Genomic DNA, 25,370 nt, shown 5'->3' on the forward strand with positions numbered 1-25,370 from the left:
GCGGCCCCCTCCCGACCGGGAGGGGGCCGCCGTACGCGTACCGGCCGGCCTCAGCGCACGACCTCCTCGACCCCCCACTGCGCGAGCAGCGCGAGCGCGTCCGCCGACGCCGTCCCCGGCTCCGCCTGGTACGTCACGAGCACCAGGTCCGGGTCCCCGCCCGCCACCTTCAGGCTCTCGTACGCCAGCGTCATCTCGCCCACCAGCGGATGCCGCAGCCGCTTCGTGCCGTGCCCCTTGTCCGCGACGGTGTGCGCCGCCCAGAGCGAGCGGAACTCCTCACTGCGCACCGACAGCTCGCCGACCAGCGCGAGCAGTGCCGGGTCCTCCGGATAGCAGCCCGCGTACAGCCGCAGCACGCTCACCACCTCGGTCGCCTTGCACTCCCAGTCCACGTACAGATCACGCGAGTTGGGCCCGAGGAAGACCATCCGGGCCAGATTGCGCTCCTCCGGCTCCATCGCCGCGAAGTCGCCGAGCAGCGCCCGGGCCATCCGGTTCCACGCCAGGACGTCGAGCCGCCGGCCGACCAGGAAGGCCGGGACACCGTCCAGCGAGTCCAGCAGATGACGCAGCCCCGGCCGCACCTGCTGGGGCCGGACGATCGCCGCCCGCTGCTGCTTCTTCTTCGCCGTCGGCTTCGCCAGATGCGTCAGATGCGCCCGCTCGGTGTCGCTCAGCCGCAACGCCCGGGCGATCGCGTCCAGGACCTCCATCGACACATTGCGGCCGTTGCCCTGCTCGAGACGGGTGTAGTACGCCACGGACACCCCGGCCAGCTGCGCCAGCTCCTCCCGGCGCAGCCCCGGCACCCGCCGATGACGCCCGAACTCCGGCAGACCCACGTCCTCCGGCTTCAGCCGGGCCCGGCGCGAGCGCAGGAATTCGCTGAGTTCGGCACTGAGATCCATGTGTCCTGATTATCCCAGGCCGCGCGCCCGGACGGACCGGCCAGCCTGTCCCTGCCAGTGGTAGGCACGCTGGACGTAGGCAGAACAGGGGGCTGGGTACGTTCCGCCCGGCCAGGCATGCTCGACAGCATGACCACGAACGTTTCCGCCTATGCCGCACCCGCCGCCAACGCCCCGCTGGAGCGCACCACCGTGCCGCGCCGTCCGGTGGGGGAACACGACGTCCTCATCGAGATCAAGTACGCCGGCATCTGCCACTCCGACATCCACCAGGCGCGCGACGGCTGGGGCGAGGGCATCTTCCCGATGGTGCCCGGCCACGAGATCGCCGGAATCGTCACCGAGGTCGGCTCCGCGGTCACCCGGCACCAGGTCGGCGACCGCGTCGGCGTCGGCTGCTTCGTCGACTCCTGCCGGGAGTGCGCGTACTGCCTCCAGGGCCTGGAGCAGTACTGCGCCGGCGGCGGCATGATCGGCACGTACAACGCCCTCGACAAGAGCGGCGAGCCGACCTACGGCGGCTACTCCACCCACATCGTCGTCGACGAGAACTACACCCTGCGCATCCCCGAGGGCATCGCCCTCGACGAGGCCGCCCCGCTGCTCTGCGCCGGCATCACCCTCTACTCCCCGCTCGCCCACTGGAACGCCGGCCCCGGCAAGAAGGTCGCGATCGTGGGCCTCGGCGGCCTCGGCCACATGGGCGTCAAGATCGCCCACGCGCTCGGCGCGGAGGTGACCGTGCTCAGCCAGTCCCTGAAGAAGCAGGAGGACGGCCTCAAGCTCGGCGCCGACCACTACTACGCCACCGCCGACCCGGAGACCTTCACCCGGCTCGCCGGCTCCTTCGACCTGATCGTCTCCACCGTCTCGGCCCCGATCGACTTCGGCGCCTATCTGAGCCTGCTCAAGACGGACGGCGCGCTCGTCAACGTCGGCGCCCCCGAGGAGCCGATCGCGCTCAACCTCTTCTCGCTGATCGGCGGCCGCAAGACCCTCGCCGGCTCCATGATCGGCGGCATCGCCGAGACGCAGGAGATGCTCGACTTCTGCGCACGGCACGGCCTGGGCGCCGAGATCGAGCTGATCAGCGCCGACCGGATCAACGAGGCGTACGAGCGGGTGCTGGCGAGCGACGTGCGCTACCGCTTCGTGATCGACGCGTCGACGATCTGACAGACGCCCGGGCGCGACGAGGCATCGGCGCCCACGCCAGGACGCCGGGGCACGCCGGCCGCCCGGGGCGCACCCGCCGTCCAGGCGGTCACCCCGGAGGCCGGGGCATGACCTCCGGGGTCATCGACCCCGTACGTCATGCCCCGGCATCCTGACGTCATGACCGCTTACGCGCTGGCCAACCTGTACCCCCGGACCGCCCCCGTCGAGGACGTCCTCGTCTACATGGAGCGGATCCAGGCCACCCTCGACCCCTACGACGGCCGCTTCCTCGTCCACGGCGCCCCCGAGCGCGAGGTCAAGGAGGGCGAGTGGCCCGGCAGCGTCGTCCTCATCGGCTTCCCTTCCATGGACCACGCCCGCCGCTGGTACGACTCCGCCGCCTACCAGGAGCTGATCCCGCTGCGCACCCGGCACATCCCGGGCGACATTCAGCTCATCGACGGCGTCGGCCCCGGCTACGACCCGGCCGGCACCGCCGCGCTCCTGCGCGCGGAGTCACGCGCGGGGTCGGGCGACGGCACGGCCTGAGCACAGATCGAGCCGCCTGCCGTCGAAGCCCGCGCGGAAACGGTCGTCGTGCGAGACCACGACCACCGCGCCCGCGAACGCAGCGAGGGCCGCCTCCAGCTCCTCCACGAGCGACAGCGCCACATGGTTCGTCGGCTCGTCCAGGACGAGGAGATCCGCCGGCCGGGCCACCAGCCGGGCCAGCTCCAGCCGCCGCCGCTGCCCCACCGAGAGCGCGGCCACCGGCACGCCCAGGTCCTCCTCTCGGAAGAGCCCGAGGGCGAGCAGCTCCGGCCCGTACTCCTCCGGCGGTCCCGGACGGCCCGCGGCGTACGCCGTGAGCAGCGGCGCGCGGACCGGCACGGCGGGCAGCTCCTGCGCCAGATAGCCGACGTGGTCCGGACGGCTGACCGTGCCGCTGTCGGGCCGCAGGTCCCCGGCGAGCACCCGCAGCAGCGTGGTCTTGCCGGCGCCGTTGGGCCCGGAGACGAGCAGTCGCTCCCCGGCCCCGACCCGCAGTTCGTCGATCCTCAGCCGATCGCCGACCACGACGTCGGCGAGCGCGGCGAGGACGTCACCGGACCCCGCCGGATCCGGGCCCCCGGCCCGGGCCGTGGCGAGCCGCGCCGTGAACCGCAGCGGCTCCGGCGGCGCCGGCACCGGCTCCCTGAGGAGCTGTTCGAGCCGCTGACGGGCCGCCCTGACCTGCCCGGACAGCTTGTTCTCGTGCGAGCGCCGGTGCTTGCCGAAGCCCTGCCCCGGATCCTTGCCGGAGACGGCGAGCCGCTGCCCGGCCGCGGCCACCAGCCCCTGCGTACGGGCCACTTCCTCCCGCCACTCCTCGTGCTCCCGCGCCCGGCGGCGGCGGGCGGCGGCCTTCGCGGCGCGGTAGCCGGACCAGCCGTCGCCGTACCGCGTCACCGCCCGGGTGTCCCGGTCGACCTCCAGGATCGAGGTCGCCATCCCCTCCAGGAACGCCCGGTCGTGGGTGACCGCCACCACCGTGCCGCGGTGGGCCCGCAGCCGCTCCTCCAGCCAGCGGGCGGCGGCCCGGTCGAGATGGTTCGTCGGCTCGTCGAGGAGCAGCAGCTCGGCGCCCGAGGCGAGCACGCAGGCGAGCGCCAGCCGCGACTGCTCCCCGCCGGAGAGCGTCCCGATCCGGCGCTCGTACGGGACGTGGCCGAGGCCGAGCCCGTGGAGTGCGGCGTCGACGCGGGCGTCGGCCTCGTAGCCGCCGCGCTCCTCGAAGGAGGTCAGCAGCTCGCCGTACGCGGCGAGCCGCTCGGGCGTCGCGGTGCCGAGCGTCTCCTCGGCGGCGCGCAGTTCCCGTTCCATCGCCCGGAGGCCGGCGAGCGCGGCGTCGACGGTGTCCCGCACGGTCCGGTCGGGGCCGACGCCGTACGTCTCGGCGAGCGTCTGGGCGAGCCGGGCGACGCCACCGGGGAACCGGACGGTGACCTCCCCGGTGTCCGGGGCCTCCGCCCCGCCGATCAACCGCAGGAGGGTGGACTTCCCGGCGCCGTTCTCGCCGATGACGGCGGCCTTCTCGCCGGGACGGACGGTGAGGGAGACCTGGTCGAGGACGGAGCGGTCCCCATAGGCCTTGGAGACATGACTGAGCGTGAGCTGGGCGCGATCGCGCATGGTTCTTTCCCTGGATGCTGGGTTCTTCCTGGCCGGACGAAGGGGACACCGGCGACCGCCACCGCCGCGTCGCGAGACGCCGTCAGCGGGTCGAGCCGTGTCCGCGGCCGGGATCAGAGAAAGAAGTAGTACGAACCCATCATGCGAGCGAGTCTAACGCCGGGCTCCCAGGGGGTCCCAGCGATTTAGGGGCGCGGCCGAGAGGGGCGGGCCGGTCGCGCCGGCCCGCCCCTCTTCACCGCTGTCCCGTTGCTCCTACTCGGCCTTCGCCACGCCGATCGGGCAGGAGACGCCCGTCCCGCCGATGCCGCAGTAGCCCGCCGGGTTCTTGTCGAGGTACTGCTGGTGGTACCCCTCCGCGGGGAAGAAGGTCCGGCCCTCGGCGGGGAGGATCTCCGTGGTGATCGTGTCGAAGCCGGAGCCGGTCAGGACCCGCTGGTAGGAGGCGCGGGAAGACTCCGCCGTCTCGGCCTGCTCGGGGGAGTGGGTGTAGATCGCCGAGCGGTACTGGGTGCCGACGTCGTTGCCCTGGCGGAAGCCCTGGGTCGGGTCGTGCGATTCCCAGAAGAGCTTGAGCAGCCGCTCGTACGAGACGACCGACGGGTCGAAGACGACCCGCACGGCCTCGGTGTGGCCGGTGAGGCCCGAGCACACCTCTTCATAGGCCGGGTTAGGGGTGTGACCCCCCTGGTAGCCGACGAGCGTCGTCCAGACGCCCTCGGTCTGCCAGAACGTGCGCTCGGCGCCCCAGAAGCAGCCGAGGCCGAAGTCCGCGACCTCGAGCCCCTCGGGATACGGCCCGAGCAGCGGGTTGCCGAGGACCGTGTGGCGCTCCGGCACGGCGAACTCGGGCTCAGGGCGGCCCTTGAGCGCCTGCTCGGGGGTGGGGAGGACGGGGGTGCGTGACAGGAACATGCGGCATCTCCTCGACGGTGGGCAGTACGCACAACGCCCGGGGGCCGGGAGGGATTCCCTCCCGGCCCCCGGGCGCGGCTCAGTGCGACAGCGTCGCCGGGCTGCCGCCGTTCGCCTCGTACCCCGCCACCGCCAGGTTGCGGTAGACCGTGTACTCCGCCGCCGGGTCGCCGTTCAGCGTCCACGGCAGCGCGCCGACATGCCCGTCCACGTGCACCAGCTGCCGCATCGCCTCGGCCCACCGTTCCCCGCGGACCAGGAACAGGACGAGCAGGTGGCGAACGTGGGCGAGCATCGGGTCGTCGGGGCGGGCCGAGTGGACCGCGTACAGCGCGCCCTCCATCGCCTTGCCGACCACCGCCGAGCGGTAGAAGTCCCGCACCATGATGACCTCGGGCAGGTGCTCGTACACCGCGAACAGCGGCAGCGCGGCGAGCAGCGAACCCCGCGGGGCGCGGGCCGCGGCCGCCGTCGCGAACCGGTCGGCGTCCTCGCGCGAGCCGTGCCACTTCTCGCACCAGAAGTGCAGCGCGGAGAGGTGGGCGCCCATGTGGTGCGGCGCCCGGTCGATGATCTTCGCCCAGACCTGGTCGAACTTTTCGTGGCTGTAGCCGAGGCCGCGGGCGATGGCGAGCTGCGTGATGTACGGGACGGGGTCGCCGGGTGCCAGCAGCGCCGCCTCCTCGGTCACCTTGCGGGCCTCTTCGAGGATGATCCGGAAGTCGTCGGTGCCGGCCGCCGAGGAGCGCCACGCCTGCTGCACGAGGAACTCGGCGTGCACGGCCGCCCCGCCCGCGTCCTTCGGCGCGTCCGCGCGCCAGGCGCGCAGCCACGCGCCGCCCACCCCTGGCCGCTGCTGGAGATCCAGTGCGGCCGCGCCCGCGAACGCCTGGACGCGCTGCCAGCGGACCTCGCCCTCCTTCTCCGTCCCGGCCAGGAGCTGCGCGGCCGCCCGCCAGTCCTGCGTCGCCTGCACCACGTCGAGGACATCGAGCAGGTCGGGGTCGGGGCCGGGCATCCGCACGTCCTGCTCCTCCTGGCGGAGGAAGCCGTACGCCTCCGGATCGGCGGCGTCGGGGGAGCCGGGCGCCACCTGGTGGATGCCGACGACATCGCCCCGGCGGCGCCGTACCAAGGGAGCGACGACCGCGAAGAGCAGACCCATCGCGAGCAGGAACCAGAGAATCTCCATGCGTCCATTGTCCCGTACGGCCGTCGGACACCGGCCGGGGCGCCCGCCGGCCGGGACCGGCCGCCCGGGGGGAGACGGGCCCGGCGCCCCCCGGAGCCCGGACCCGGCGCCCGTCGGCCACGGATCCGGCGTCCGTCGGCCACGGATCCGGCGTCCGTGAGACACCGGTCGAGACGGTGGGCGGCGCGGAGCCGGTCTCGGGACTACGCTCCTGAACCATGAGCGACCAGCACTCTCATCAGAGCTTCGAGACCCGCGCCATCCACGCGGGCAACACGGCCGACCCGCTGACCGGCGCGGTCGTCCCGCCCATCTACCAGGTGTCCACCTACAAGCAGGACGGCGTGGGTGGGCTCCGCGGCGGTTACGAGTACAGCCGCAGCGCCAACCCCACGCGCACCGCCCTCGAGGAGAACCTCGCCGCGCTCGAGGGCGGCCGCCGCGGGCTCGCGTTCGCCTCCGGCCTCGCCGCCGAGGACTGCCTGCTGCGCACGCTGCTGGCCCCCGGCGACCACGTGGTCATCCCGAACGACGCCTACGGCGGCACCTTCCGGCTCTTCGCCAAGGTCGTCCAGCGCTGGGGCGTCGACTTCTCCGTCGCCGACACCTCCGACCTCGCCTCGGTGCGGGAAGCGGTCAACGACCGTACGAAGGTGATCTGGGTCGAGACGCCCTCCAACCCGCTGCTCGGCATCACCGACATCGCGGCCGTCGCGGACGTGGCCCGCACGGCCGGCGCGAAGCTCGTCGTCGACAACACCTTCGCCTCGCCGTACCTCCAGCAGCCGCTGGCGCTCGGCGCGGACGTGGTCGTCCACTCCCTCACCAAGTACATGGGCGGGCACTCCGACGTCGTCGGCGGCGCGCTGGTGACGGCCGACGAGGCGCTCGGCGAGGAACTGGCGTACCACCAGAACGCGATGGGCGCGGTGGCGGGACCGTTCGACTCGTGGATCGTGCTGCGCGGCATCAAGACGCTCGCCGTCCGGATGGACCGGCACAGCGAGAACGCAGAGAAGATCGCCGAGATGCTGACCCAGCACCCGAAGGTCACCAAGGTGCTGTACCCGGGCCTGCCGGACCACCCGGGCCACGAGATCGCCGCGAAGCAGATGAAGTCCTTCGGCGGGATGATCTCGTTCCAGGTGACGGGCGGCGAGGAGGCGGCCGTCGCGGTCTGCGACCGCGCCGAGCTCTTCACGCTGGGCGAGTCCCTGGGCGGTGTCGAGTCGCTGATCGAGCACCCGGGCCGCATGACGCACGCGAGCGTCGCGGGCTCCGCCCTGGAGGTCCCGGCGGACCTGGTCCGGCTCTCCGTGGGCATCGAGAACGTCGACGACCTGCTGGCCGACCTGCGCCAGGCGCTGGGCTAGTCCTTCGCCGGACCCAGGCCCGGGCGCCCCTCGCGGGCGCCCGGGCCGTGGGCCGCTTGCGACCGACCGAGAACCCGTCGCACCGGCCCGCCAGGCCATGCATCGCACCGGCCTACCGGCCCGACCGAGAACCCGTCGCACCGGCCCGCGGGACCCTCCGGCGCCCGAGCCCACCGGGCCCATCGGGCCCGCCGCTCCGCGAAGCGCCTCAGGCGGGGACCTTCTCGTCCTCCAGCGAGTCACGGACCATCGCGCGCAGCTCCGGGCTGTCGGTGTGGCCGTGCACGGAGACGGCGTGCTCGGAGGCGGCCCGTACGACCTCCTCCTCGTCACCGATGATGGTGAGCGTGCAGTTCATGACGCTGGGAGTCTTGCGGCAGTCGGCGACTTTCCTGGCCATGACGACCTCCTCGGCTCGGACCGCGTACCACCGCTTCGTCCCGTGGCCGCGTACCGCTCCTTCCAGGCTATGCCCCTCCTCACCAGCCTTCGAGGGGTGGAGTCGTGCCGGGCGGGACCTCCCAGGGCCGGACCGCCGACGCCCACACGGCGAAGGCGACCGCGGCCAGGACGAGCAGCGTCCACAGGACCCGGCGCACCGCCCGGTCCCGGTGCAGCAGACGGATCCCGCGCTCGACGGCCCGGGCCGACAGGTCGCGGGGGACCCGCGGATGCGGCGCTTCGAGCATCCGCCGGACCTCGTCCTCCCGCCGTTCGTGCCTCATGAGGCGGCCCTCGTCTCCGTCGTGCCCGGCCCGTCCGCCGATCCCGGCCGCCCGGTCCTGCCCGGCCCCTCGGTCGATCCCGGCTCTCCCGCCGCTTCGGCCCCGGGGCGCGCGGCCGCCCCACGCAGGGCGACGACCGAGCGGGCGCAGATCGCCCGGACCCGTTCCTCGGGCAGTCCGAGGAGCGCCGCGGTCTGCTCCTCGGCGACGCTCTCGTAGAGCCGCAGCACGACGACGAGACGTTCCTGCGGGGTGAGCGGGGCGAGGACGCCGCCGCCCCGGGCGCGGTGGTGCCGCCAGGCGGCGCGGGCGAAGCGGGCCACGAGGTCGGCGCGGGTGACGTCGTACGGATCCTCTCCGCGCAGCCGCGCCCACTGGGCGTAGGTGTGCGCGAGGGAGGCGGTCAACAGCGCCTGGGCGCGCGGGTTGCGGACCGGTGTCTCGGCGGTGAGGAGGGTCGCGGCGTGCAGCAGCCGCCCCGCCGCCCCGGCCACGAACGCCTCGAACTGCCGGGTGCGGTGGCGCTCTTCGCCGCTGGGTCCGGGCGTCCGCCGGATGCCGTCCCGTCCTTCTCGCACGTCCTCATATGAGGACAGGGCGCGGCCCAGGTCAAGAGGTCGGGCCGGACTCCGCTTCCGGGTTCGCGGGGAGGCCCGACTGACGGGCGGAGAGCGCGGAGTTGAAGCGGGTGAGCAGGGTGCAGAACGACTCGCGCTCGGCGGGGGTCCAGCCGTCCGTCACCTCGGCCATCAGCTGCCGGCGCGAGGAGCGGACCTCCTCCAGGCGGGTCAGGCCGCGCGGGGAGAGCTGGAGGACGACCGCGCGGCCGTCCTCGGGGTGCGAGGTCCGCTTGACCAGACCGGTGTCGACGAGCGGGGCGACCTGCCGGGTGACGGTGGACGAGTCGATGCCCATGCCGGCCGCGAGGGCCTTCACGCCCATCGGGCCTTCCTGGTCCAGCCGGTTGAGGAGCAGGTAGGCGGCGCGGTCCATGGAGTTGCGGAGCTGACCGGTGCCGCCGAGGCGGGTCTGTTCGGCCCGGCGGGCGAAGACGGCCACCTGGTGCTGGAGGGCATCGAGGAGACCGGGGTCAAGCTCAGTCGTCATGTCCTGAGATGTGGGCATGGCTGCAAGGGCTCTCTCGTGCGGTGGTCGGTTGGTGGGGGACAGAGTACGCGGAGCTGTGGGAGTCCGTACCGGCGCTGCGCAAACCCGCTCGGCCACCCGCCGGCCGGGCGGCCACGAGGCCCGTGAGCTGCGAGACTTGCTGTCATGAGCTTCCGTACGCCAGGCCCCTTGCATCCGCTGATCCTCGACGATGTCCGCGGGGCGCAGAAGATGCTCTCCGGGGTGGCCCGCGTGACCGCGATGGAGGGGAGCAGGCACCTGTCCTCGCTGGTGGGGGCCCCGGTCCACCTCAAGTGCGAGAACCTCCAGCGGACGGGTTCGTTCAAGCTGCGCGGGGCGTACGTACGGATCTCCGGGCTGCGGCCCGAGCAGAAGGCGGCCGGGGTCGTCGCCGCCTCGGCGGGGAACCACGCGCAGGGCGTCGCACTGGCCTCCTCGCTGCTGGGGGTCCGCTCCACGGTCTTCATGCCGCTCGGCGCCCCGCTGCCGAAGGTCGCCGCGACCCGGGAGTACGGCGCCGAGGTGCGGCTGCACGGGCAGGTCGTGGACGAGACGCTGGCGGCGGCGGAGGAGTACGCGGCCCGCACGGGAGCGGTCTTCATCCACCCCTTCGACCACCCGGACATCATCGCCGGTCAGGGCACGGTCGGCCTGGAGATCCTGGAGCAGTGCCCGGAGGTCCGGACGATCGTGGTCGGCATGGGCGGCGGCGGTCTGGCGGCCGGCATCGGGCTCGCGGTGAAGTCGGTGCGCCCCGACGTGCGGGTCGTCGGCGTCCAGGCGGAGGGCGCGGCCGCCTATCCCCCCTCACTGGCCGCGGGGCATCCGGTCATGGTCGACGCGCCGGCGACGATGGCCGACGGGATCAAGGTGGGGCGCCCCGGCGACGTACCGTTCGCGCTGGTCAGGGAGTACGTCGACGAGGTCCGTACGGTCTCCGAGGACGCGCTGTCGACGGCGCTCCTGCTGTGCCTGGAGCGGGCGAAGCTGGTGGTGGAGCCGGCGGGGGCGAGTCCGGTGGCGGCGCTCCTGAGCGATCCGAAGGCGTTCGGGGGGCCGGTGGTGGCGGTGTTGTCGGGCGGGAACGTCGATCCGCTCCTGATGCAGCGGGTCCTGCGGCACGGCATGGCGGCCGGCGGCCGCTATCTGAGCCTGCGGCTGCGGGTCACGGACCGGCCGGGGGCGCTGGCGACGCTCCTCGCGGTGCTCACGGTGGTCGACGCGAACGTGCTCGACGTGAGCCATGTGCGGACCGATCCGCGTCTGGGCCTGACGGAGGCGGAGGTCGAACTCCATCTGGAGACGAAGGGCCCCGAGCACTGCGAGGAGGTCGCGGCGGCCCTGCGGGAGGCGGGCTACGCGGTGATCGGCTAGCCCCCGCGCGCGCGGGGACACTAGGGCGGCCCCCCCGCGCGCGAGGAGACAAGCGCGGCGGAAGGCGCGTCGCCCCTGTGCGGCGACACCGTGTGGCACCCGTCACAAAATGGGTGGGCGGCGGGGGCCCGGCGTCCCTAAGCTGGGGTGGCAAACGCCCGAATCGCTGGGAGAACCACATGCCAGGCGCGATCTATGCCGAGGGTCTGGTCAAGACCTTCGGTGACGTACGAGCACTGGACGGCGTGGACCTCGACGTCCCCGAGGGCACGGTCCTGGGTCTGCTCGGCCCGAACGGCGCGGGGAAGACGACCGCCGTACGCGTCCTGACGACGCTGCTCCAGCCGGACAGCGGGAAGGCGGTCGTCGCCGGGATCGATGTGCTCAAGCACCCCAACGAGGTCCGCCGCTCGATCGGCCTCTCCGGCCAGTTCGCCGCCGTCGACGAATACCTGACGGGCCGTGAGAACCTCCAGATGGTCGGCCGGCTCTACCAGATGAACGGCAAGCGGGCCAAGGAGCGGGCTGGCGAGCTCCTCGAACGCTTCAGCCTCGCGGACGCGGCCGACCGCCCCGCCAAGACGTACTCCGGCGGCATGCGCCGCCGGCTCGACCTCGCCGCGGCCCTCGTCGTCTCCCCGCCGGTGATGTTCATGGACGAGCCGACCACCGGCCTCGACCCCCGCAACCGGCAGGCGCTCTGGGAGGTCATCCAGGAACTCGTCGCGGGCGGTACGACGCTGCTCCTGACGACCCAGTATCTGGAAGAGGCCGACCACCTGGCCCACGACATCTGCGTCGTCGACCACGGCAAGGTCATCGCCCGGGGCACGGCCGACCAGCTCAAGGCCCAGACCGGCGGCGAGCGCGTCGAGGTGGTCGTCCACGACCGCGGGATGATCGACCCGGCCCGCGACGTCCTCGCCCGCTACGGCCTGGCCGGCACCGGCCACGGCGAGGTCTCCGTCGAGGACCACACCCGCAAGCTGACCGTCCCCGTCACCGGCGGCGCCAAGCTGCTCGCCGAGGTCATCCGCGACCTCGACGCCCGGGGCGTACGGATCGACGACATCGGCCTGCGGCGGCCCACCCTCGACGACGTCTTCATCTCCCTCACCGGCCACGCGGCCGAGCTGGCGGACGAGGAGAGCGGCGAGACGCCCCAGGACGCCAAGGACCGCAGAAAGAGCCGGAAGGAGGCGGCCAAGTGACCGCAGTCACGGACAGCGCCCCGCACCGCAAGACCCCCGTCCCGCGGGGCGGGATCGTCCAGTCGATCAGCGATTCCCTGGTCGTCGCCCAGCGCAATCTGATCCGGATGACCCGGATCCCCGAGATGATCATCTTCGGCCTCATCCAGCCGATCATGTTCGTCGTGCTGTTCAGCTATGTCTTCGGCGGCTCGATCAGCGTCGACGGCAGCCTGTCGCCGGAGGCCTACCGCGAGTTCCTGATGGCGGGCATCTTCGCCCAGACGGTCACCTTCGCCACGGCCGGCGCGGGCGCGGGCATCGCCGACGACATGCACAAGGGCCTCATCGACCGCTTCCGGTCCCTGCCGATGGCCCGCGGGGCGGTCCTGACCGGCCGCACCCTCGCCGACCTGGTGCAGACGGCCCTCACCCTCGTGGTCCTCGCCGTCGTCGCCCTCCTGGTCGGCTGGCGCACCCACGAGAACATCGGCTCGGTGCTGGCGGGCTTCGCCCTGCTGCTCCTCCTCGGCTACGCCTTCTCGTGGATCGGCGCGCTGATCGGCCTGTCCGTGCGCACCCCGGAGGCGGCCACCTCGGGCGGCCTGATCTGGCTCTTCCCGCTGACGTTCATCTCCAACGCGTTCGTCCCGTCCGAGAACATGCCGACGTTCCTGCGGACCATCGCCGAATGGAACCCCTTCAGCGCCACGGTCCAGGCGGCCCGTGAACTCTTCGGCAACTTCCCGCCCGGCTACCAGGCGCCGGACGCGTGGCCGATGCAGCATCCGGTCTGGGCCTCGATCATCTGGTCGGTCCTGATCATCGTGGCCTTCCGCACCCTCGCGGTCCGCAAGTACCGCTCGGCCACGGCCTGACGGCCCCGGGCGCCCCGGACACCCGGGGCGCCCGGAACCGAGAGCACCCTCAGGGCGCGTAGCCCGAGACCACCACGCCGTCGGCGAGGCCGATGAAGAGGGCCCCGCCGGCGGCGACCGCGCCGGTGGCGATCGACTCGCCCTCCACCGCCGCCCCTTCGGGCCCGTTGTACACCCGGCGGTCCGCCCCGCCCGGAGAGGCCGGCGGGTCGTCCACGGTCACCGCGGAGACCGCCGTCCGCGTCCCGGAGAGCAGCCGGTCACCGACGAACGCCACCCACTGCCCGCCCGCTTCCCCGCTCCACCGCTCGGCACCGGTCTCCAGGTCGTACATCGCGAGCCTCGTGCCGTCGCTCAGCGCCACCACTCCCGCCGAGCTCACCGCGGGCCGGGCCGTCACCAGCATGCTCCGCCCGAGGATCCGCTCGCGCCGCAGGGTGCGGGCGTCGAGCACCTCGACCCCGGGCTCCCCCACCCGCGGACACAGCACCCGCCCGGCGCGGACGACGAGGTCGTCGGAGCAGCTGTCGAGCCCGTCCGCCCGGGCCGTCCGCCCGCCGCCGCGGGCGTCCAGCGCGAGGACCGTGCCGTTCCCGGGGACGTACACCTGCCCGCCCGCTGCCACGGGGGTCTCCGGGAAGACGTCGACAGCCGTCCGCCACCGTTCCTCCGGCACGCCGCCGGCCAGCGAGACCGCCGTCACCAGACCGGCCGGCTTCTCGAAGTCGGTGCCGTCCATGTACGTCGTGTACAGGACGTCACTGCGCAGGTCCGTCCCCTTGACCGCGTACGCCCCGCCCGGCGCCGCGAGCCGCCCCACCTCCTCGCCGTCGCTCAGCCGGTACCCCACGAGCCCCTCGGGCCCGGTCATCCAGGCCACCTCCCCGACGACTGCCGGGTACTGCCCGCCGGTCAGCGGCGCGGAAACCCTCGACGGCTTCGACCACGCCTTCTTCCCGTCGGCGGAGCGCAGCGCCACCGCCGCGCCCCCGTCGCCCGAGCACACCAGGAGCTCCGGCCCCACCGCGCACGGGCCGACGCCCGCGTCCACCGTCGTGGCCCACGGCGACCAGCCCGCCGGGCGGGACTCGCGGTCGGAACCGCCCGCGCCGAAGTCCCCGGTCCGCCCCTCACCGCCGTAGGGCTGGATCACCCGGTCGAGCGCCACGGGCCCCGCGCCGGCCGACGGCGACGTACCGGCCGTGCCTCCGCCACCGCCCGGCGTGTCCCCGGCCGAACCGGCCTGCCCGTCCTGCCGGTCCGCGAACACCACGCCCACGGCCGCCAGGACGGCCACCGCCGCGACCCCCGCCGTGATCCGCCCCCACCGCGTGCGCCGGCTCTCCGGCCCCGCGCCGGCCGGCCGGTACCCCGCCGCCGTAGGGGAGTACGGGACCGCCGGGCCGAGGGTCGGCAGATCCGCCACGCCCGTGCCCGAGGCCGCCGCCTCACCGATCCGCCGCGCCGTGTCCCCGTACTCCGCGAGCAGGGACAGCACCCCGCCCGGCCACGGGAACACCCTCGGCACCTCGACGCCCAGCAGCCCCACCAGCTCCTCCGCCGACGGCCGCTGCGCCGGGTCGAGCCGCAGACACCGCTCCACCACCGGCCGCAGTTCCGACGGCACGCCGTCCAGTTCGGCGTCGGCACGGCTGATCCGGAAGACGACCGACGCCATCTCTTCGTCGTGGAACGGCCCGCGCCCGCTCGCCGCGAAGGCGAGCACCGCGCCCAGACAGAACACGTCCGACGCCGGCACGACCGCCCCGCCCCCGACCAGATGCTCCGGGGACATGAACCCCGGCGAACCGACCACGAGTCCGGTCGACGTCAGCGCCGTGGCCTCGAAGGCCTGCGCGATGCCGAAGTCGATCAGCTTGGGCCCGGCGGCCCCGAGCAGGACGTTCGCCGGCTTCAGATCCCGGTGCAGCACCTTCGCCGCGTGCACCGACACGAGCGCCCGCGCCAGGGCCGAACCCAGCGCCCGTACGGCGTCGACCGGCAGCGCGCCCGCCCGCGTGACCGCCTCCGCGAGCGAGGGCCCGGGAACGTACTCGGTCGCCAGCCACGGCACCGCCGCGTCCGCGTCGGCGTCGACGAGCCGGGCCGCGTAGGGGCTGCCGACCGCCCGGGCCGCCCCGACCTCCCGCCGGAACCGGGTCCGGAAGTCCCCGTCGACCTCCAGGTCCTCCCGTACGGTCTTCACCGCCACCATGCGGTACGGGTCGGCCGTCGGCGCGTCCGTACGACACGCCAGATGGACCTCGCCCATGCCGCCCGCGCCGAGCCTCGCGAGCAGCCGGTACGGCCCGACCAACCGTGGTCCTTGCCCGACGGGCAGTGCCTCCAGCACGGAACTATCCCTTCCTGCCGGGGAGTTCGACCGATACGACGACCCCGGTGTCGTACACGACGTGTGCCACACCACCGAGCGGCAGCACCTGCGGCGCACGGACCTCCCGGTCCATGAAGGTGCCCCCGGAGCGCTCGTACGTCTCCTCGGCACGCGGCCCCGGCGCCCCCGGCACCGGCACCACCCGCTCCGTGCCGGGCACACCGCCCTCGCCCAGCGGCACCCACCGCAGCGAGGAGAAGTCCGCGTACACCAACGCGTCCCCCGCGATCAGCGGGTCGGAGAGGCGCTGCCGCCGCCCGTCCGCCGAGACGAGCGAGGGCACCGGCCGGCGGCCGAGGCTCGTACCCGTGGCCGGATCGAGGACGTGCACGCCACTGTGGGCACCCGCCCCGCCCCAGTCGGCCCAGCGCTCGGGCCCCTGGTCGAAGACCACGGCCGCGGCCGTGGAGACGGCGGTCGGCCGGGGCCCCGACGCGGCGACGCCTGCGGACACCGGGAGCGGGCCCCCGCCCACCAGGGCGAGGGTGGTGGCGTCCAGCCGGTACAGCACCAGCGGCTCCTCGGCGGTCGCGTCCAGCGGCGCGCAGTACGCGTACCGGCCCTGGATCCGCAGACTGTCGCAGCCCACGGCCTCGGACGGCACCTGGCCCCGCTGGGCGCCGGTCTTCGCGTCGTACGCGACGAACCCGGCGTCGCTCAGCGCGTACACCAGCCCGTTCGCGTACGCGACCGGCTCGAAGTCGCGGAACTCCGACCGGGCCAGCTCGGTGTTGGTCAGCGCCTTCGTCCACAGCTCACGGCCGTCCGCCAGCGCGAAGGCGGTCATACGGCCGCTGGTGTCGTCACCGGTCGGGACGAAGACCATGCCGTCGGCGACGATCGGCTGCGTTTCCACCCCGCCCCCGCCCGGCCCCTTCTTCTCCCACCGCACCGCGCCACCGCGGGCGTCCCGCACCTGGAGGCGACCGCCGGAGAGCAGGGCGACGGACGAGCCGTGGACGGCGGGCCTCGCGGTGCCGCCCGCCACGAAGACCCCGCCGGTGGGGCCGATGAAGCTCTCGCTGTCGCGCGGGTCCGCCACCAGGTCCGCTTCCCACAGCCTCGCCCCGCTCGCCGTGTCCAGCGCTTCGTACCGCCCGTCGGTCGTCCGGCACACCAGCACGGACGCGCCGGCCGAGCAGCCGAACGCCGACGCCGTCAGCTTCGCCCGCCACGGCTTCCACGCGGCCGGCCGCTGCGCCGCGTCCTGCGGGACGAGACCGGAGGCGTCGGCCGGGCCGCGGTCGTCGACGCCGTGCACCCCGGCGGCGGAGACGACGGGCGCCTCGGGCGCGGAGTCGGCGGGCGGAACCGCCGTGGCCGGGGGCCGCTCCGGCCACAGCAGATACGTGCCGAGGCCGCCGCCCACCAGGGCCAGCGCCACCACGCCCGCGACCAGCGCACGGCGGCGCCCCCGGCGCGGGGTCTCCGGCGGAGCGGGCGGGGCCGTCGGCGGCATCGTCGGCAGCTCGTCGCGACGCGGGGCCGCCACCGCGACGGGGGCCGGGTCGCCGGGCGGGAGCAGCGGGCCCCCGGACGCCACCAGCTGCGCGAGCTCCCTGCCGTACTCCCCGATGTGCTCCCGTACGCCCGCCGGCCACGCGGGCCGCCGCTCCCCGCCCAGCAGCCCCACCAGCTCGGCCGCGGACGGCCGGTCGGCCGGGGCGAGCCGCAGACACGCGCCGATCACCCCGCGCAGCTCCTCCGGCACCCGCTCCAGGTCGGCCTCGGCCTGGGAGACGCGGTAGAGGACGGCGGCCACGGGCCCGTCCCCGAAGGGATCCTCGCCGGTCGCCGCGTAGCAGAGCAGCGAGCCCAGGCAGAAGACGTCCGAGGCGCCGGTGACGGAGCGCGCGCCGGCCACGTGCTCGGGGGACATGAAGGAGGGCGTGCCGACCATCATCCCGGTCGCGGTCATCGTCGTGGCACCGCCGTTACGAGCGATGCCGAAGTCGATCAACCGGGGCCCGTCGACGGACAGCATGACGTTGCCCGGCTTGAGGTCGCGGTGGAGGACACCGGCGCCGTGCAGGTCGGCCAGCGCCCGGGCGATCCCGGCGCCCAGCTCCCGAACGGTCGCCACCGGCAGCGGACCGGTCCGGCGGACGGCCTGGGAGAGGCTGGGACCGGGGACGTACGCCGTCGCGAGCCAGGGCACCTCGGCGTCCGCGTCTCCGCCGACCGGCGCCGCGGCGTACGCGCTCCGCACCATCGCCGCGACCTTGATCTCCCGCCGGAAGCGCTGCCGGAAGGCGGCGTCGCCGGCGAAGTCCCGGCGGACGGTCTTCACGGCCACGAACGTGCCGTCCGCGCCCGTCGCGCGTGCCAGGAACACCTCCCCCATGCCGCCCGCCCCGAGCCGCGCCATGACCTCGTACGGACCGATCCGCCGTGGCGCTCCCGCGCGCAGTGGCCCCAGCACCCTGCCATCCCCCCAAGTGACGACCGTCGCGACCGCCACCGTCGGTCATGACAGGGTCACGACTGACGCGACGTCAGCACGGCATCATCGCATGGGCACGCAGCGTAAAGGGCCGGACCCCTCGGGGGGTCCGGCCCTTCACGTGCGCGGAGACGGGTCAGCCGGTGTACGGCTTGGCGCTGAGGATCTTCACCGCGGCCTTCTTGCCGTTCGGCAGTTCGTACTCGGCGTCCTCGCCGGCCTTCTTGCCGTTCACGCCCACGCCGAGCGGGGACTGCGGGGAGTAGGTCTCGATGTCACCGCTCGCGTACTCGCGGGAAGCGAGCAGGAAGGTCATCGTGTCGTTCTCGTCACCGTCGAACGCGATCGTGACGACCATGCCGGGCGCGACGACGCCCTCGTCGGCCGGGGCCTCGCCCACCTTGGCGTGCTCGAGGAGCTGGGTGAGCTGACGCACCCGGAGCTCCTGCTTGCCCTGCTCCTCCTTGGCCGCGTGGTACCCGCCGTTCTCGCGCAGGTCGCCCTCCTCGCGCGCCGCGGCGATCTTGGCGGCGATCTCGGTTCGCGCGGGACCAGACAGGTACTCCAGCTCGGCCTTGAGCTGGTTGTACGCCTCCTGGGTGAGCCAGGTGACGTTGTCGCTGGTCTGGGTCACGGGTGCTCCTCGTAGGTACCGGGAATACAAAGCATCGCCCTACCCGGAAGGATGTTCCCTCCTGAGTGGGCGAAACCACGAGCCTAACAATTAGTGGCGAAAAGGGGGAGGACAAAAACCACAGGGATGGAATCACCCCAGGTCAGACCCCGCATCGAAGCCCGACACGCCGCACGCTCCCTACCCGCTGCTACCGGGCCGTACACCCGACCAGCTCGGCACTGGTCGCCCGCGCGGTGGTGCGCACGGACCACACGCGGTCGACGCGGTCGCCGGCCTCCTCGACGCGGACGTCCTTGCGGCCGACCTCGGCCCCGTCCTCGGAGCGCGAGCGCAGCGTGCAGACGCCCCGCGCGTCGGTGTCCTTGCGGATCTCCAGGTGCACCTGCACCTCGGTGTCGCTCACCACATCGAACTTGATCATCTCGGCGCTGATCTTGTTGTCGGCGACGTAGTACCAGGCGAACCAGCCCAGCAGGCCGAGGAAGAGCGCTCCGAGCACGGCGCCCGCGATCCTGAGCGTGCGGTCGGCGCGCTCGTCCGCCGAGCGGCCGTAGCGCCCTTCGGGCCGCTGCTCTCGAACCGCGCTCATGATCTTTACCTCTCGCCGCCGGGGCACCCGGAATTTTCCGCCCCCCGGTTCCGTCACTATAGAGACCTCCCTTCGCGACCGATCACCCGAGGACCGAGTCTTGACTGAGCAGCTGCGACTGATGGCCGTTCACGCCCACCCCGACGACGAGTCGAGCAAGGGCGCGGCCACGATGGCCAAGTACGTGTCCGAGGGGGTGGACGTCCTTGTGGTCACGTGCACGGGCGGCGAGCGCGGCTCCGTCCTCAACCCCAAGCTCCAGGGCGACCCCTACATCGAGGCGAACATCCACGAGGTGCGCCGCAAGGAGATGGACGAGGCGCGCGAGATCCTCGGCGTCCGGCAGGAGTGGCTGGGCTTCGTCGACTCCGGCCTTCCCGAGGGCGACCCGCTGCCGCCGCTGCCCGAGGGCTGCTTCGCCCTGGAGGACATCGACAAGGCGGCCGGCGAGCTGGTGCGCAAGATCCGTTCCTTCCGTCCGCAGGTCATCACGACCTACGACGAGAACGGCGGCTATCCCCACCCCGACCACATCATGACCCACAAGATCTCGATGGTGGCCTTCGAGGCCGCGGCCGACACCGAGAAGTACCCGGAGGCGGAGTTCGGCCCGGCGTACCAGCCGCAGAAGCTCTACTACAACCAGGGCTTCAACCGGCCCCGCACGCTCGCCCTGCACGAAGCCCTGCTCGCCCGGGGCCTGGAGTCGCCGTACGGCGAGTGGCTGGAGCGGTGGAAGGACTTCCAGCGCGCCGAGCGCACGCTGACCACCTACGTCCCGTGCGCGGAGTTCTTCGAGACCCGCGACAAGGCCCTGGTCGCGCACCGTACGCAGATCGACCCGGACGGTGGCTGGTTCCGCGTCCCGATGGAGATCCAGAAGGAGGTCTGGCCGACGGAGGAGTACGAGCTCAGCAAGTCGCTGGTCGATACCTCCCTCCCCGAGAGCGACCTCTTCGCGGGCATCCGCGACAATGCCTGATATGAGCGCACACCTGGCACTGACCCAGCTTGTCCCCTTCGCCGCCGAAGAGCTGGACAAGAACAAGGTGACCCCCGGCGTCCTCGGTTTCGTCGTCTTCGCCGTGATGGCCCTGGCCGTCTGGATGCTGATGAAGTCGATGAACCGCCACATGGGCAAGGTCTCCTTCGAGGAGGCCGCCGATCCGGCCGCCTCCGCCCCCACGGCGGAGAAGACGGCCACGCGGGAGTAGCGGCTCCCCCGACCTGACACGAGGGCCCCGGGCACCCGGGGCCCTCGTGGCATGCCCGCCCACTGATCACCGGGCCCTTCAGCCCCCGGCGACCCGCCGGCACCTCCCCTTCCTCGGGGACCCCTTCTTCCGGGAACACGTGTCCTGCCGACCGCGCGCCCCGGCGAGGAGCCGCGGCCCGCGACCGGCCCCCCGCCCGTGTCCCGCCCGCGCCCGGGACGGAAACGGGCCGGACCGAACGGCTGCCCCTCGACATCGCGTCCGATGGCGTTCATCTGCCGAATAGCGCGTCCGGGTGAGGCTCCGGAACCAATCCATTTTCCGGCAGTTGATCAGCATGCTTCGGTAACGGAGCATTCCAGGGCCCTCCAGCTCAAGAAGGAAATCTCGTGATCAAGAAGGTTCTTGCCACGGCGGCAGTTGCGGCCTCCGTTGTCGGCGTCTCGGCGACGACGGCGATGGCGGCGGGCGACGAAGGCAACAGCGCCAACATCATCGGCAACTCGTCGAAGCAGGCGATCGGCAGCAACTCCACCGGTGGCTACATGAGCCCGAACTTCGGCCTTGTCAACGGTGGCGTTCTCCACTGCTTCGACATCCAGAAGGTCCAGGCCCAGGTCCCGGTCGGCGTCATCGCCATCCCGGTCGCGGTTCAGGACGTCATCGGCAACGACATGTCGAACCAGACCTGCACCCAGAACTCCGTGCAGCAGACCGGTGACGACCCGCTGTCGAACCTCCTGCGCAACGTCCTGGCGGACAACGGAAACGTCGGCGGCTGACGCCAGCATCTCCGCTGAAGCGGCCCCGCTCCTCGCATATCCATTGCGAGGGAGCGGGGCCGCTCCCGTTTCCACCCGGCCACGGCGCCGGCCCCGACCCGCCCTCCCCGTGGCGTAGAGGCACGGCTCCGCCGAGTGCGCAAGGATTGGGGTATGCCGAACAGACTGGCCCATGAGACGTCCCCCTATCTCCTGCAGCACGCGGACAACCCCGTCGACTGGTGGCCGTGGTCGACCGAGGCGTTCGACGAGGCGCGCCGCCGGAACGTCCCCGTCCTGCTCAGCGTCGGCTACAGCAGCTGCCACTGGTGCCATGTGATGGCCCACGAGTCCTTCGAGGACGACACCACCGCCGCCTATGTCAACGAGCACTTCGTCGCCGTGAAGGTCGACCGCGAGGAGCGCCCCGACGTCGACGCCGTCTATATGGAGGCGGTGCAGGCGGCGACCGGTCAGGGCGGCTGGCCGATGACGGTCTTCCTCACCCCGGACGCCGAACCGTTCTACTTCGGCACCTACTTCCCGCCCGAGTCCCGCCACGGCATGCCGTCCTTCGGTGACGTCCTCGATGGCGTCTCCCGCGCCTGGACCGAGCGCCGCGACGAGGTCGACGAGGTCGCCGGGAGGATCGTCAAGGACCTCGCGGGACGGTCGCTGGCCTACGGCGGCGACGGCGTCCCCGGCGAGGAGGAGCTGGCCCAGGCGCTCCTCGGCCTGACGCGGGAGTACGACGCGACCCGCGGCGGCTTCGGCGGCGCGCCCAAGTTCCCGCCGTCCATGGCGCTGGAGTTCCTGCTGCGCCACCACGCCCGCACCGGGGCCGAAGGCGCCCTGCAGATGGCCGCCGACACCTGCGAGGCGATGGCCCGCGGCGGCATCTACGACCAGCTCGGCGGCGGTTTCGCCCGCTACTCGGTGGACCGCGACTGGGTCGTCCCGCACTTCGAGAAGATGCTGTACGACAATGCCCTGCTCTGCCGGGTGTACGCGCATCTGTGGCGGGTCACCGGCAGCGAGCTGGCCCGGCGGGTCGCGCTGGAGACCGCGGACTTCATGGTGCGCGAACTGCGGACCAACGAGGGCGGGTTCGCCTCCGCGCTCGATGCCGATTCCGACGACGGGACCGGGCGGCACGTCGAGGGCGCCTACTACGTGTGGACGCCGGAGCAGCTGGCCGAGGTGCTGGGCGAGGAGGACGCGCGGTTCGCGGCCCGGTACTTCGGGGTCACCGAGGACGGGACGTTCGAGGAGGGGTCCTCCGTCCTTCAGCTTCCGCCGGGGGAGGGCGACGCGGCCGTGGCCGGTGCCGAGCGGGTCGCCTCGGTCAAGGAGCGGTTGCTCGCCGCCCGGGAGCGGCGCGAACGGCCCGGGCGGGACGACAAGATCGTCGCTGCCTGGAACGGGCTGGCCATCGCCGCGCTCGCCGAGACCGGTGCCTTCTTCGACCGTCCCGACCTGGTCGAGCGCGCCACCGAGGCCGCCGATCTGCTCGTACGCCTCCACATGGGCGAGGGCGCGCGGCTGACGCGTACCTCCAAGGACGGGCAGGCCGGGGCCAACGCGGGGGTCCTGGAGGACTACGCCGATGTGGCCGAGGGTTTCCTGGCGCTCGCCGGGGTCAGCGGGGAGGGGGCCTGGCTGGAGTTCGCCGGGTTCCTCCTCGACATCGTCCTGGACCAGTTCGTCGCCGAGGGCGGCGCGCTGTACGACACGGCCCACGACGCCGAGAGCCTGATCCGCCGGCCGCAGGACCCGACGGACAACGCGGCCCCGTCCGGCTGGACGGCGGCGGCGGGGGCGCTGCTGTCGTACGCCGCGCACACCGGCTCGGAGGCGCACCGTGCCGCGGCCGAGGGGGCGCTCGGGGTGGTGAAGGCGCTGGGGCCGCGCGCGCCCCGGTTCATCGGCTGGGGGCTTGCCACGGCGGAGGCGCTGCTCGACGGGCCCCGTGAGATCGTCGTCGTCGGCCCCGCAGGCGAGGGGGACGGCGCCGGAGCGGCCCGTGCGCTGCATCGGACCGCGCTGCTGGCCGACGCGCCGGGCGCGGTCGTCGCGTTCGGTACGCCGGAGAGCGACGAGTTCCCGTTGCTGAAGGACCGCCCGCTGGTGGGCGGGGCGGCCGCCGCGTACGTCTGCCGGCACTTCGCCTGCGACGCGCCGACGACCGACCCGGCGGAACTGGCCCGCTCGCTGGCCCGCTGACGGGGATACGGGACGCCGCCCCGGCGACCTCTCTTCGGAGGGTCGCCGGGGCGGCGTCGTGTCAGGGGGCGCAGAGCAGCGAGGAGCCGCCGGCCGGACGGTACTCGCCGAGTCCCTGCGGGATGGTGCTCGTCGGGGTGGTGGCGGGCGCGGGCAGCGGCCGGTCGGTGCGCAGCCGCTCGAAGATCTCGGCGGCCTGCCGCTCGTTCCAGGCGACAGTGGAGCCCACGCCGTCGACGGTCTTGAAGCCGCTGACGGGGACGGTCGCGAACTCCGTACGGGATGGGGGGAGGTTTCGCAGCCGGGTGGCGAGCGTCAGCATGTCGGTGACGGACAGACCGCGTTCCACCGTCGCCGTACCGCGCAGGGTGGAGGCGAACGCCCGTAGCGCGCCGGCGTCCCCGAGCAGGTCGGTGCGTACCTTCCGCAGGGTGTTGACGAAGAACTGCTGCTGCTTCTGCATGCGGCCGAAGTCCATCTTGCCGTCCGCGCGCCGGGACCGGACGTACTGCAGGGCTTCGCCGCCGCCGACCCTGGTGGTGCCGGGGGCGAGGTCGAGGCCGGTGACGGGGTCCTTGAGCGGCGCCTTGGTGCAGACGGGCACCCCGTCCTTCAGGCGGTCCACGCCGTCCATGAACCGCCGGAAGTCGATCTCGAGGTAGCGGTGGACCGGAGTGCCCGTCATCCGTTCGACGGTCTCGACGGTGAAGGCCGGGCCGCCCTCCGTGTGGGCGGCGTTGATCTTCGCCTGGTGGGCTCCGTGTTCGGCGCCGGTCCGCTGGTCGTGGTGGCCCGCGCGGAAGGAGGTGAGCGAGTCGCGGGGGAGACTGACCACGCTGACACGGTCGTTGGCGGCCGAGACGTGCACCAGCATCAGCACGTCGGTGCAGTCGCAGCCCTTGCCGCCGAGGCGGTGCTTAGCCTTCTCCTGCGGGGTGACGCCCTGCCGGCTGTCGACGCCCGCCACCAGGATGTTGAGCCCGCCGGCCGGGGCCGGCAGGGGGGCGGGGGCGGCGGCGAGGGCTCCGGAGCCGAGGGCGAGGAGCGCGGCCGAGGCGAGCGCCGCCCGCCGTGGACGGGTCGGTCTTTTCCTGAGGGACACGGGCGGACACCACCGGGGCTCGGGAATGGGGGGATGCGCGCACGGTAAATCGAAAGCCGTCGCACACAGGTACGCGACGCGACATGGGCGGGAGGAATCACTCTCCTGCGTGGCCTGTGGAATGATTGGGGGACCGCAGTGGATGGGAGGGCGACGATGGCACCCGATCCCGGAAAATGGGAGCGGATGGCCTTCATTCCGAAGAGCCGTTACGTGGCGGACCCGCCACCACCTGCCGACCGGGGTCCATTCCCCGTCTATTCCTCGATGGTGCAGCGCTGGGCCCGGGCGGGGCGTACGGTACCGGGAATCCCGGACCAGGAGTGGGAACGGCTCACGACCACCCCGATCTGGCCGCGCTGAGTTCCGCGCGGCCGCCACGGCCTTCGCGGGGGGTGCGGCGGTGAGGGCGCCCGTCGCGGGGAATGTGCGGCGTACGGCCGAATTCTGTGGGCGCGATGGAGTGAAAAAGGAGTCCCGGCGAGTAGCCGGTTTCCTTTGTGCGGCATGGTCGTTGTCATGTGTGCAGCGGAGGCCGGGAGCGGCAATTGCGCCCGTGCATCACGAAATCCGTGAAGTGTCTTCCGCCGCGGAAAGGATCCAGACGAAATGATGGGCAAGAAGGCTGCGGTCGTCGTCGCCGGAATCGTCATGGCCATGGGTGCGGCGTCGCCCGCCTTCGCCGACTCGGAGGCGCATGGTGCGGCCATCGGTTCGCCGGGCGTGCTCTCGGGCAACGTCATCCAGGCGCCGATCCACATCCCGATCAACGCCTGCGGCAACAGCATCAACGTCATCGGCCTGGTGAACCCGGCCTTCGGCAACACCTGCATCAACGCCTGACACCGCGCGCCCCGCAACGGGTGCGCTCTGAGGGGCCGGCTCCCCGAGACGTCCACGACGTCTCCCGGGGCCGGCCCCTTCCCGTGCCCGGGATTGCAAGGGCGACACGGCTCGCGGTGCCCCAACCGGGCAATGAAATACACCAAT

The 25,370-nt window shown here is 72.9% G+C and carries 24 protein-coding genes; 11 read left to right on the forward strand and 13 right to left on the reverse strand.

Annotated elements, in window-relative coordinates:
- Positions 1-50 precede the first annotated feature (50 nt).
- Positions 51-911 carry a helix-turn-helix domain-containing protein gene (locus ACZ6RC_RS08370; RefSeq protein WP_391139527.1) on the reverse strand — a complete coding sequence of 287 codons (861 nt, stop codon included), beginning with the start codon at positions 909-911 and terminating at the stop codon, positions 51-53.
- A 129-nt stretch (positions 912-1,040) separates the two neighbouring features.
- Here ACZ6RC_RS08370 and ACZ6RC_RS08375 point away from each other — a divergent pair, with 129 nt between their 5' ends.
- Both ACZ6RC_RS08375 and ACZ6RC_RS08380 read left to right on the forward strand, forming a co-directional pair.
- Complete coding sequence (locus ACZ6RC_RS08375) at positions 1,041-2,087, forward strand: NAD(P)-dependent alcohol dehydrogenase (RefSeq protein ID WP_391139526.1); 1,047 nt, start codon at positions 1,041-1,043, stop codon at positions 2,085-2,087.
- Between the two features lie 159 nt (positions 2,088-2,246).
- Positions 2,247-2,618, forward strand: coding sequence for a DUF1330 domain-containing protein (locus ACZ6RC_RS08380; protein ID WP_469580060.1), 372 nt, complete (start codon positions 2,247-2,249; stop codon positions 2,616-2,618).
- Here the strand turns inward: ACZ6RC_RS08380 and abc-f are convergent.
- From abc-f to ACZ6RC_RS08395, 3 genes are all read right to left on the reverse strand, one after another.
- Positions 2,586-4,241: a ribosomal protection-like ABC-F family protein gene (abc-f, locus tag ACZ6RC_RS08385; RefSeq protein WP_469580061.1), complete on the reverse strand. Its 1,656-nt coding sequence runs from the start codon at positions 4,239-4,241 to the stop codon at positions 2,586-2,588. The two genes, ACZ6RC_RS08380 and abc-f, sit on opposite strands and share 33 nt — an antisense overlap.
- 255 nt (positions 4,242-4,496) lie before the next feature.
- On the reverse strand, positions 4,497-5,156 hold the full coding sequence (gene msrA, locus ACZ6RC_RS08390; RefSeq protein WP_469580063.1) for a peptide-methionine (S)-S-oxide reductase MsrA: 660 nt from the start codon (positions 5,154-5,156) through the stop codon (positions 4,497-4,499).
- A gap of 79 nt (positions 5,157-5,235) precedes the next feature.
- The gene (locus tag ACZ6RC_RS08395; protein ID WP_469580065.1) at positions 5,236-6,348 is read right to left on the reverse strand and encodes a hypothetical protein; all 1,113 of its coding nucleotides are present in this window, start codon (positions 6,346-6,348) and stop codon (positions 5,236-5,238) included.
- A 218-nt stretch (positions 6,349-6,566) separates the two neighbouring features.
- Between ACZ6RC_RS08395 and ACZ6RC_RS08400 the strand changes: the two genes are divergently transcribed.
- Positions 6,567-7,721: a cystathionine gamma-synthase gene (locus ACZ6RC_RS08400; protein WP_469580067.1), complete on the forward strand. Its 1,155-nt coding sequence runs from the start codon at positions 6,567-6,569 to the stop codon at positions 7,719-7,721.
- A gap of 208 nt (positions 7,722-7,929) precedes the next feature.
- Here the strand turns inward: ACZ6RC_RS08400 and ACZ6RC_RS08405 are convergent, their stop codons facing one another.
- The 4 genes from ACZ6RC_RS08405 to ACZ6RC_RS08420 form a co-directional block, all read right to left on the reverse strand.
- Positions 7,930-8,121: a DUF1059 domain-containing protein gene (locus ACZ6RC_RS08405; RefSeq protein WP_391139520.1), complete on the reverse strand. Its 192-nt coding sequence runs from the start codon at positions 8,119-8,121 to the stop codon at positions 7,930-7,932.
- 79 nt (positions 8,122-8,200) lie between these two features.
- Positions 8,201-8,446: a hypothetical protein gene (locus ACZ6RC_RS08410; RefSeq protein ID WP_469580070.1), complete on the reverse strand. Its 246-nt coding sequence runs from the start codon at positions 8,444-8,446 to the stop codon at positions 8,201-8,203.
- Positions 8,443-9,024: a sigma factor-like helix-turn-helix DNA-binding protein gene (locus tag ACZ6RC_RS08415; RefSeq protein WP_469580072.1), complete on the reverse strand. Its 582-nt coding sequence runs from the start codon at positions 9,022-9,024 to the stop codon at positions 8,443-8,445. The genes ACZ6RC_RS08410 and ACZ6RC_RS08415 overlap by 4 nt, the downstream gene beginning before the upstream one ends.
- A gap of 31 nt (positions 9,025-9,055) precedes the next feature.
- The gene (locus ACZ6RC_RS08420) at positions 9,056-9,571 is read right to left on the reverse strand and encodes a MarR family winged helix-turn-helix transcriptional regulator (protein ID WP_391139517.1); all 516 of its coding nucleotides are present in this window, start codon (positions 9,569-9,571) and stop codon (positions 9,056-9,058) included.
- Positions 9,572-9,718: 147 nt separating this feature from the next.
- Here ACZ6RC_RS08420 and ilvA point away from each other — a divergent pair, with 147 nt between their 5' ends.
- The 3 genes from ilvA (at position 9,719) to ACZ6RC_RS08435 (ending at position 13,016) form a co-directional block, all read left to right on the forward strand.
- On the forward strand, positions 9,719-10,948 hold the full coding sequence (gene ilvA, locus ACZ6RC_RS08425; protein WP_391139516.1) for a threonine ammonia-lyase: 1,230 nt from the start codon (positions 9,719-9,721) through the stop codon (positions 10,946-10,948).
- A gap of 179 nt (positions 10,949-11,127) precedes the next feature.
- Positions 11,128-12,159 (forward strand): ATP-binding cassette domain-containing protein, encoded by a 1,032-nt coding sequence (locus tag ACZ6RC_RS08430; RefSeq protein WP_391139515.1) that lies wholly within the window; start codon positions 11,128-11,130, stop codon positions 12,157-12,159.
- Positions 12,156-13,016: an ABC transporter permease gene (locus ACZ6RC_RS08435; RefSeq protein ID WP_391139514.1), complete on the forward strand. Its 861-nt coding sequence runs from the start codon at positions 12,156-12,158 to the stop codon at positions 13,014-13,016. The genes ACZ6RC_RS08430 and ACZ6RC_RS08435 overlap by 4 nt, the downstream gene beginning before the upstream one ends.
- Before the next feature lie 49 nt (positions 13,017-13,065).
- Here ACZ6RC_RS08435 and ACZ6RC_RS08440 read toward each other — a convergent pair whose 3' ends face one another.
- The 4 genes from ACZ6RC_RS08440 to ACZ6RC_RS08455 all read right to left on the reverse strand — a co-directional run bounded on the left by ACZ6RC_RS08440 (position 13,066) and on the right by ACZ6RC_RS08455 (position 19,080).
- Positions 13,066-15,369, reverse strand: a complete 2,304-nt coding sequence (locus tag ACZ6RC_RS08440) for a protein kinase domain-containing protein (RefSeq protein ID WP_469580074.1) — start codon at positions 15,367-15,369, stop codon at positions 13,066-13,068.
- A gap of 4 nt (positions 15,370-15,373) precedes the next feature.
- Positions 15,374-17,833, reverse strand: coding sequence for a protein kinase domain-containing protein (locus ACZ6RC_RS08445; RefSeq protein ID WP_469580075.1), 2,460 nt, complete (start codon positions 17,831-17,833; stop codon positions 15,374-15,376).
- Positions 17,834-17,990: 157 nt separating this feature from the next.
- Positions 17,991-18,488 (reverse strand): transcription elongation factor GreA, encoded by a 498-nt coding sequence (gene greA, locus ACZ6RC_RS08450; RefSeq protein ID WP_391139512.1) that lies wholly within the window; start codon positions 18,486-18,488, stop codon positions 17,991-17,993.
- Between the two features lie 190 nt (positions 18,489-18,678).
- Positions 18,679-19,080 carry a DUF4307 domain-containing protein gene (locus ACZ6RC_RS08455; protein ID WP_391139511.1) on the reverse strand — a complete coding sequence of 134 codons (402 nt, stop codon included), beginning with the start codon at positions 19,078-19,080 and terminating at the stop codon, positions 18,679-18,681.
- A gap of 100 nt (positions 19,081-19,180) precedes the next feature.
- Between ACZ6RC_RS08455 and mca the strand changes: the two genes are divergently transcribed.
- The 4 genes from mca (at position 19,181) to ACZ6RC_RS08475 (ending at position 23,278) form a co-directional block, all read left to right on the forward strand.
- Positions 19,181-20,062, forward strand: a complete 882-nt coding sequence (mca, locus tag ACZ6RC_RS08460; RefSeq protein ID WP_391139510.1) for a mycothiol conjugate amidase Mca — start codon at positions 19,181-19,183, stop codon at positions 20,060-20,062.
- Positions 20,055-20,294, forward strand: a complete 240-nt coding sequence (locus ACZ6RC_RS08465) for a hypothetical protein (protein WP_391139509.1) — start codon at positions 20,055-20,057, stop codon at positions 20,292-20,294. Before mca ends, ACZ6RC_RS08465 begins: the two co-directional genes overlap by 8 nt.
- A gap of 389 nt (positions 20,295-20,683) precedes the next feature.
- On the forward strand, positions 20,684-21,076 hold the full coding sequence (locus tag ACZ6RC_RS08470) for a rodlin (RefSeq protein ID WP_391139508.1): 393 nt from the start codon (positions 20,684-20,686) through the stop codon (positions 21,074-21,076).
- A 153-nt stretch (positions 21,077-21,229) separates the two neighbouring features.
- Positions 21,230-23,278, forward strand: a complete 2,049-nt coding sequence (locus ACZ6RC_RS08475; protein ID WP_469580078.1) for a thioredoxin domain-containing protein — start codon at positions 21,230-21,232, stop codon at positions 23,276-23,278.
- A 61-nt stretch (positions 23,279-23,339) separates the two neighbouring features.
- On the opposite strand, the gene ACZ6RC_RS08480 is transcribed toward ACZ6RC_RS08475, so the two are convergent.
- Positions 23,340-24,380, reverse strand: coding sequence for an LCP family protein (locus ACZ6RC_RS08480; protein WP_469580081.1), 1,041 nt, complete (start codon positions 24,378-24,380; stop codon positions 23,340-23,342).
- Positions 24,381-24,992: 612 nt separating this feature from the next.
- Here ACZ6RC_RS08480 and ACZ6RC_RS08485 point away from each other — a divergent pair.
- Positions 24,993-25,223, forward strand: a complete 231-nt coding sequence (locus ACZ6RC_RS08485; protein WP_391139686.1) for a chaplin — start codon at positions 24,993-24,995, stop codon at positions 25,221-25,223.
- The last annotated feature ends 147 nt before the right edge of the window (positions 25,224-25,370 follow it).

The sequence above is a fragment of the Streptomyces sp. NPDC048353 genome, assembly GCF_055587165.1.

Coding starts and splice junctions, on each gene's coding strand:
- ACZ6RC_RS08370 (WP_391139527.1), bottom strand. CDS start 911: ATGGATCTCAGTGCCGAACTCAGCGAATTCCTGCGCTCGCGCCGGGCC.
- ACZ6RC_RS08375 (WP_391139526.1), top strand. CDS start 1,041: ATGACCACGAACGTTTCCGCCTATGCCGCACCCGCCGCCAACGCCCCG.
- ACZ6RC_RS08380 (WP_469580060.1), top strand. CDS start 2,247: ATGACCGCTTACGCGCTGGCCAACCTGTACCCCCGGACCGCCCCCGTC.
- abc-f (WP_469580061.1), bottom strand. CDS start 4,241: ATGCGCGATCGCGCCCAGCTCACGCTCAGTCATGTCTCCAAGGCCTAT.
- msrA (WP_469580063.1), bottom strand. CDS start 5,156: ATGTTCCTGTCACGCACCCCCGTCCTCCCCACCCCCGAGCAGGCGCTC.
- ACZ6RC_RS08395 (WP_469580065.1), bottom strand. CDS start 6,348: ATGGAGATTCTCTGGTTCCTGCTCGCGATGGGTCTGCTCTTCGCGGTC.
- ACZ6RC_RS08400 (WP_469580067.1), top strand. CDS start 6,567: ATGAGCGACCAGCACTCTCATCAGAGCTTCGAGACCCGCGCCATCCAC.
- ACZ6RC_RS08405 (WP_391139520.1), bottom strand. CDS start 8,121: ATGGCCAGGAAAGTCGCCGACTGCCGCAAGACTCCCAGCGTCATGAAC.
- ACZ6RC_RS08410 (WP_469580070.1), bottom strand. CDS start 8,446: ATGAGGCACGAACGGCGGGAGGACGAGGTCCGGCGGATGCTCGAAGCG.
- ACZ6RC_RS08420 (WP_391139517.1), bottom strand. CDS start 9,571: ATGCCCACATCTCAGGACATGACGACTGAGCTTGACCCCGGTCTCCTC.
- ilvA (WP_391139516.1), top strand. CDS start 9,719: ATGAGCTTCCGTACGCCAGGCCCCTTGCATCCGCTGATCCTCGACGAT.
- ACZ6RC_RS08430 (WP_391139515.1), top strand. CDS start 11,128: ATGCCAGGCGCGATCTATGCCGAGGGTCTGGTCAAGACCTTCGGTGAC.
- ACZ6RC_RS08455 (WP_391139511.1), bottom strand. CDS start 19,080: ATGAGCGCGGTTCGAGAGCAGCGGCCCGAAGGGCGCTACGGCCGCTCG.
- ACZ6RC_RS08465 (WP_391139509.1), top strand. CDS start 20,055: ATGCCTGATATGAGCGCACACCTGGCACTGACCCAGCTTGTCCCCTTC.
- ACZ6RC_RS08475 (WP_469580078.1), top strand. CDS start 21,230: ATGCCGAACAGACTGGCCCATGAGACGTCCCCCTATCTCCTGCAGCAC.
- ACZ6RC_RS08485 (WP_391139686.1), top strand. CDS start 24,993: ATGGGCAAGAAGGCTGCGGTCGTCGTCGCCGGAATCGTCATGGCCATG.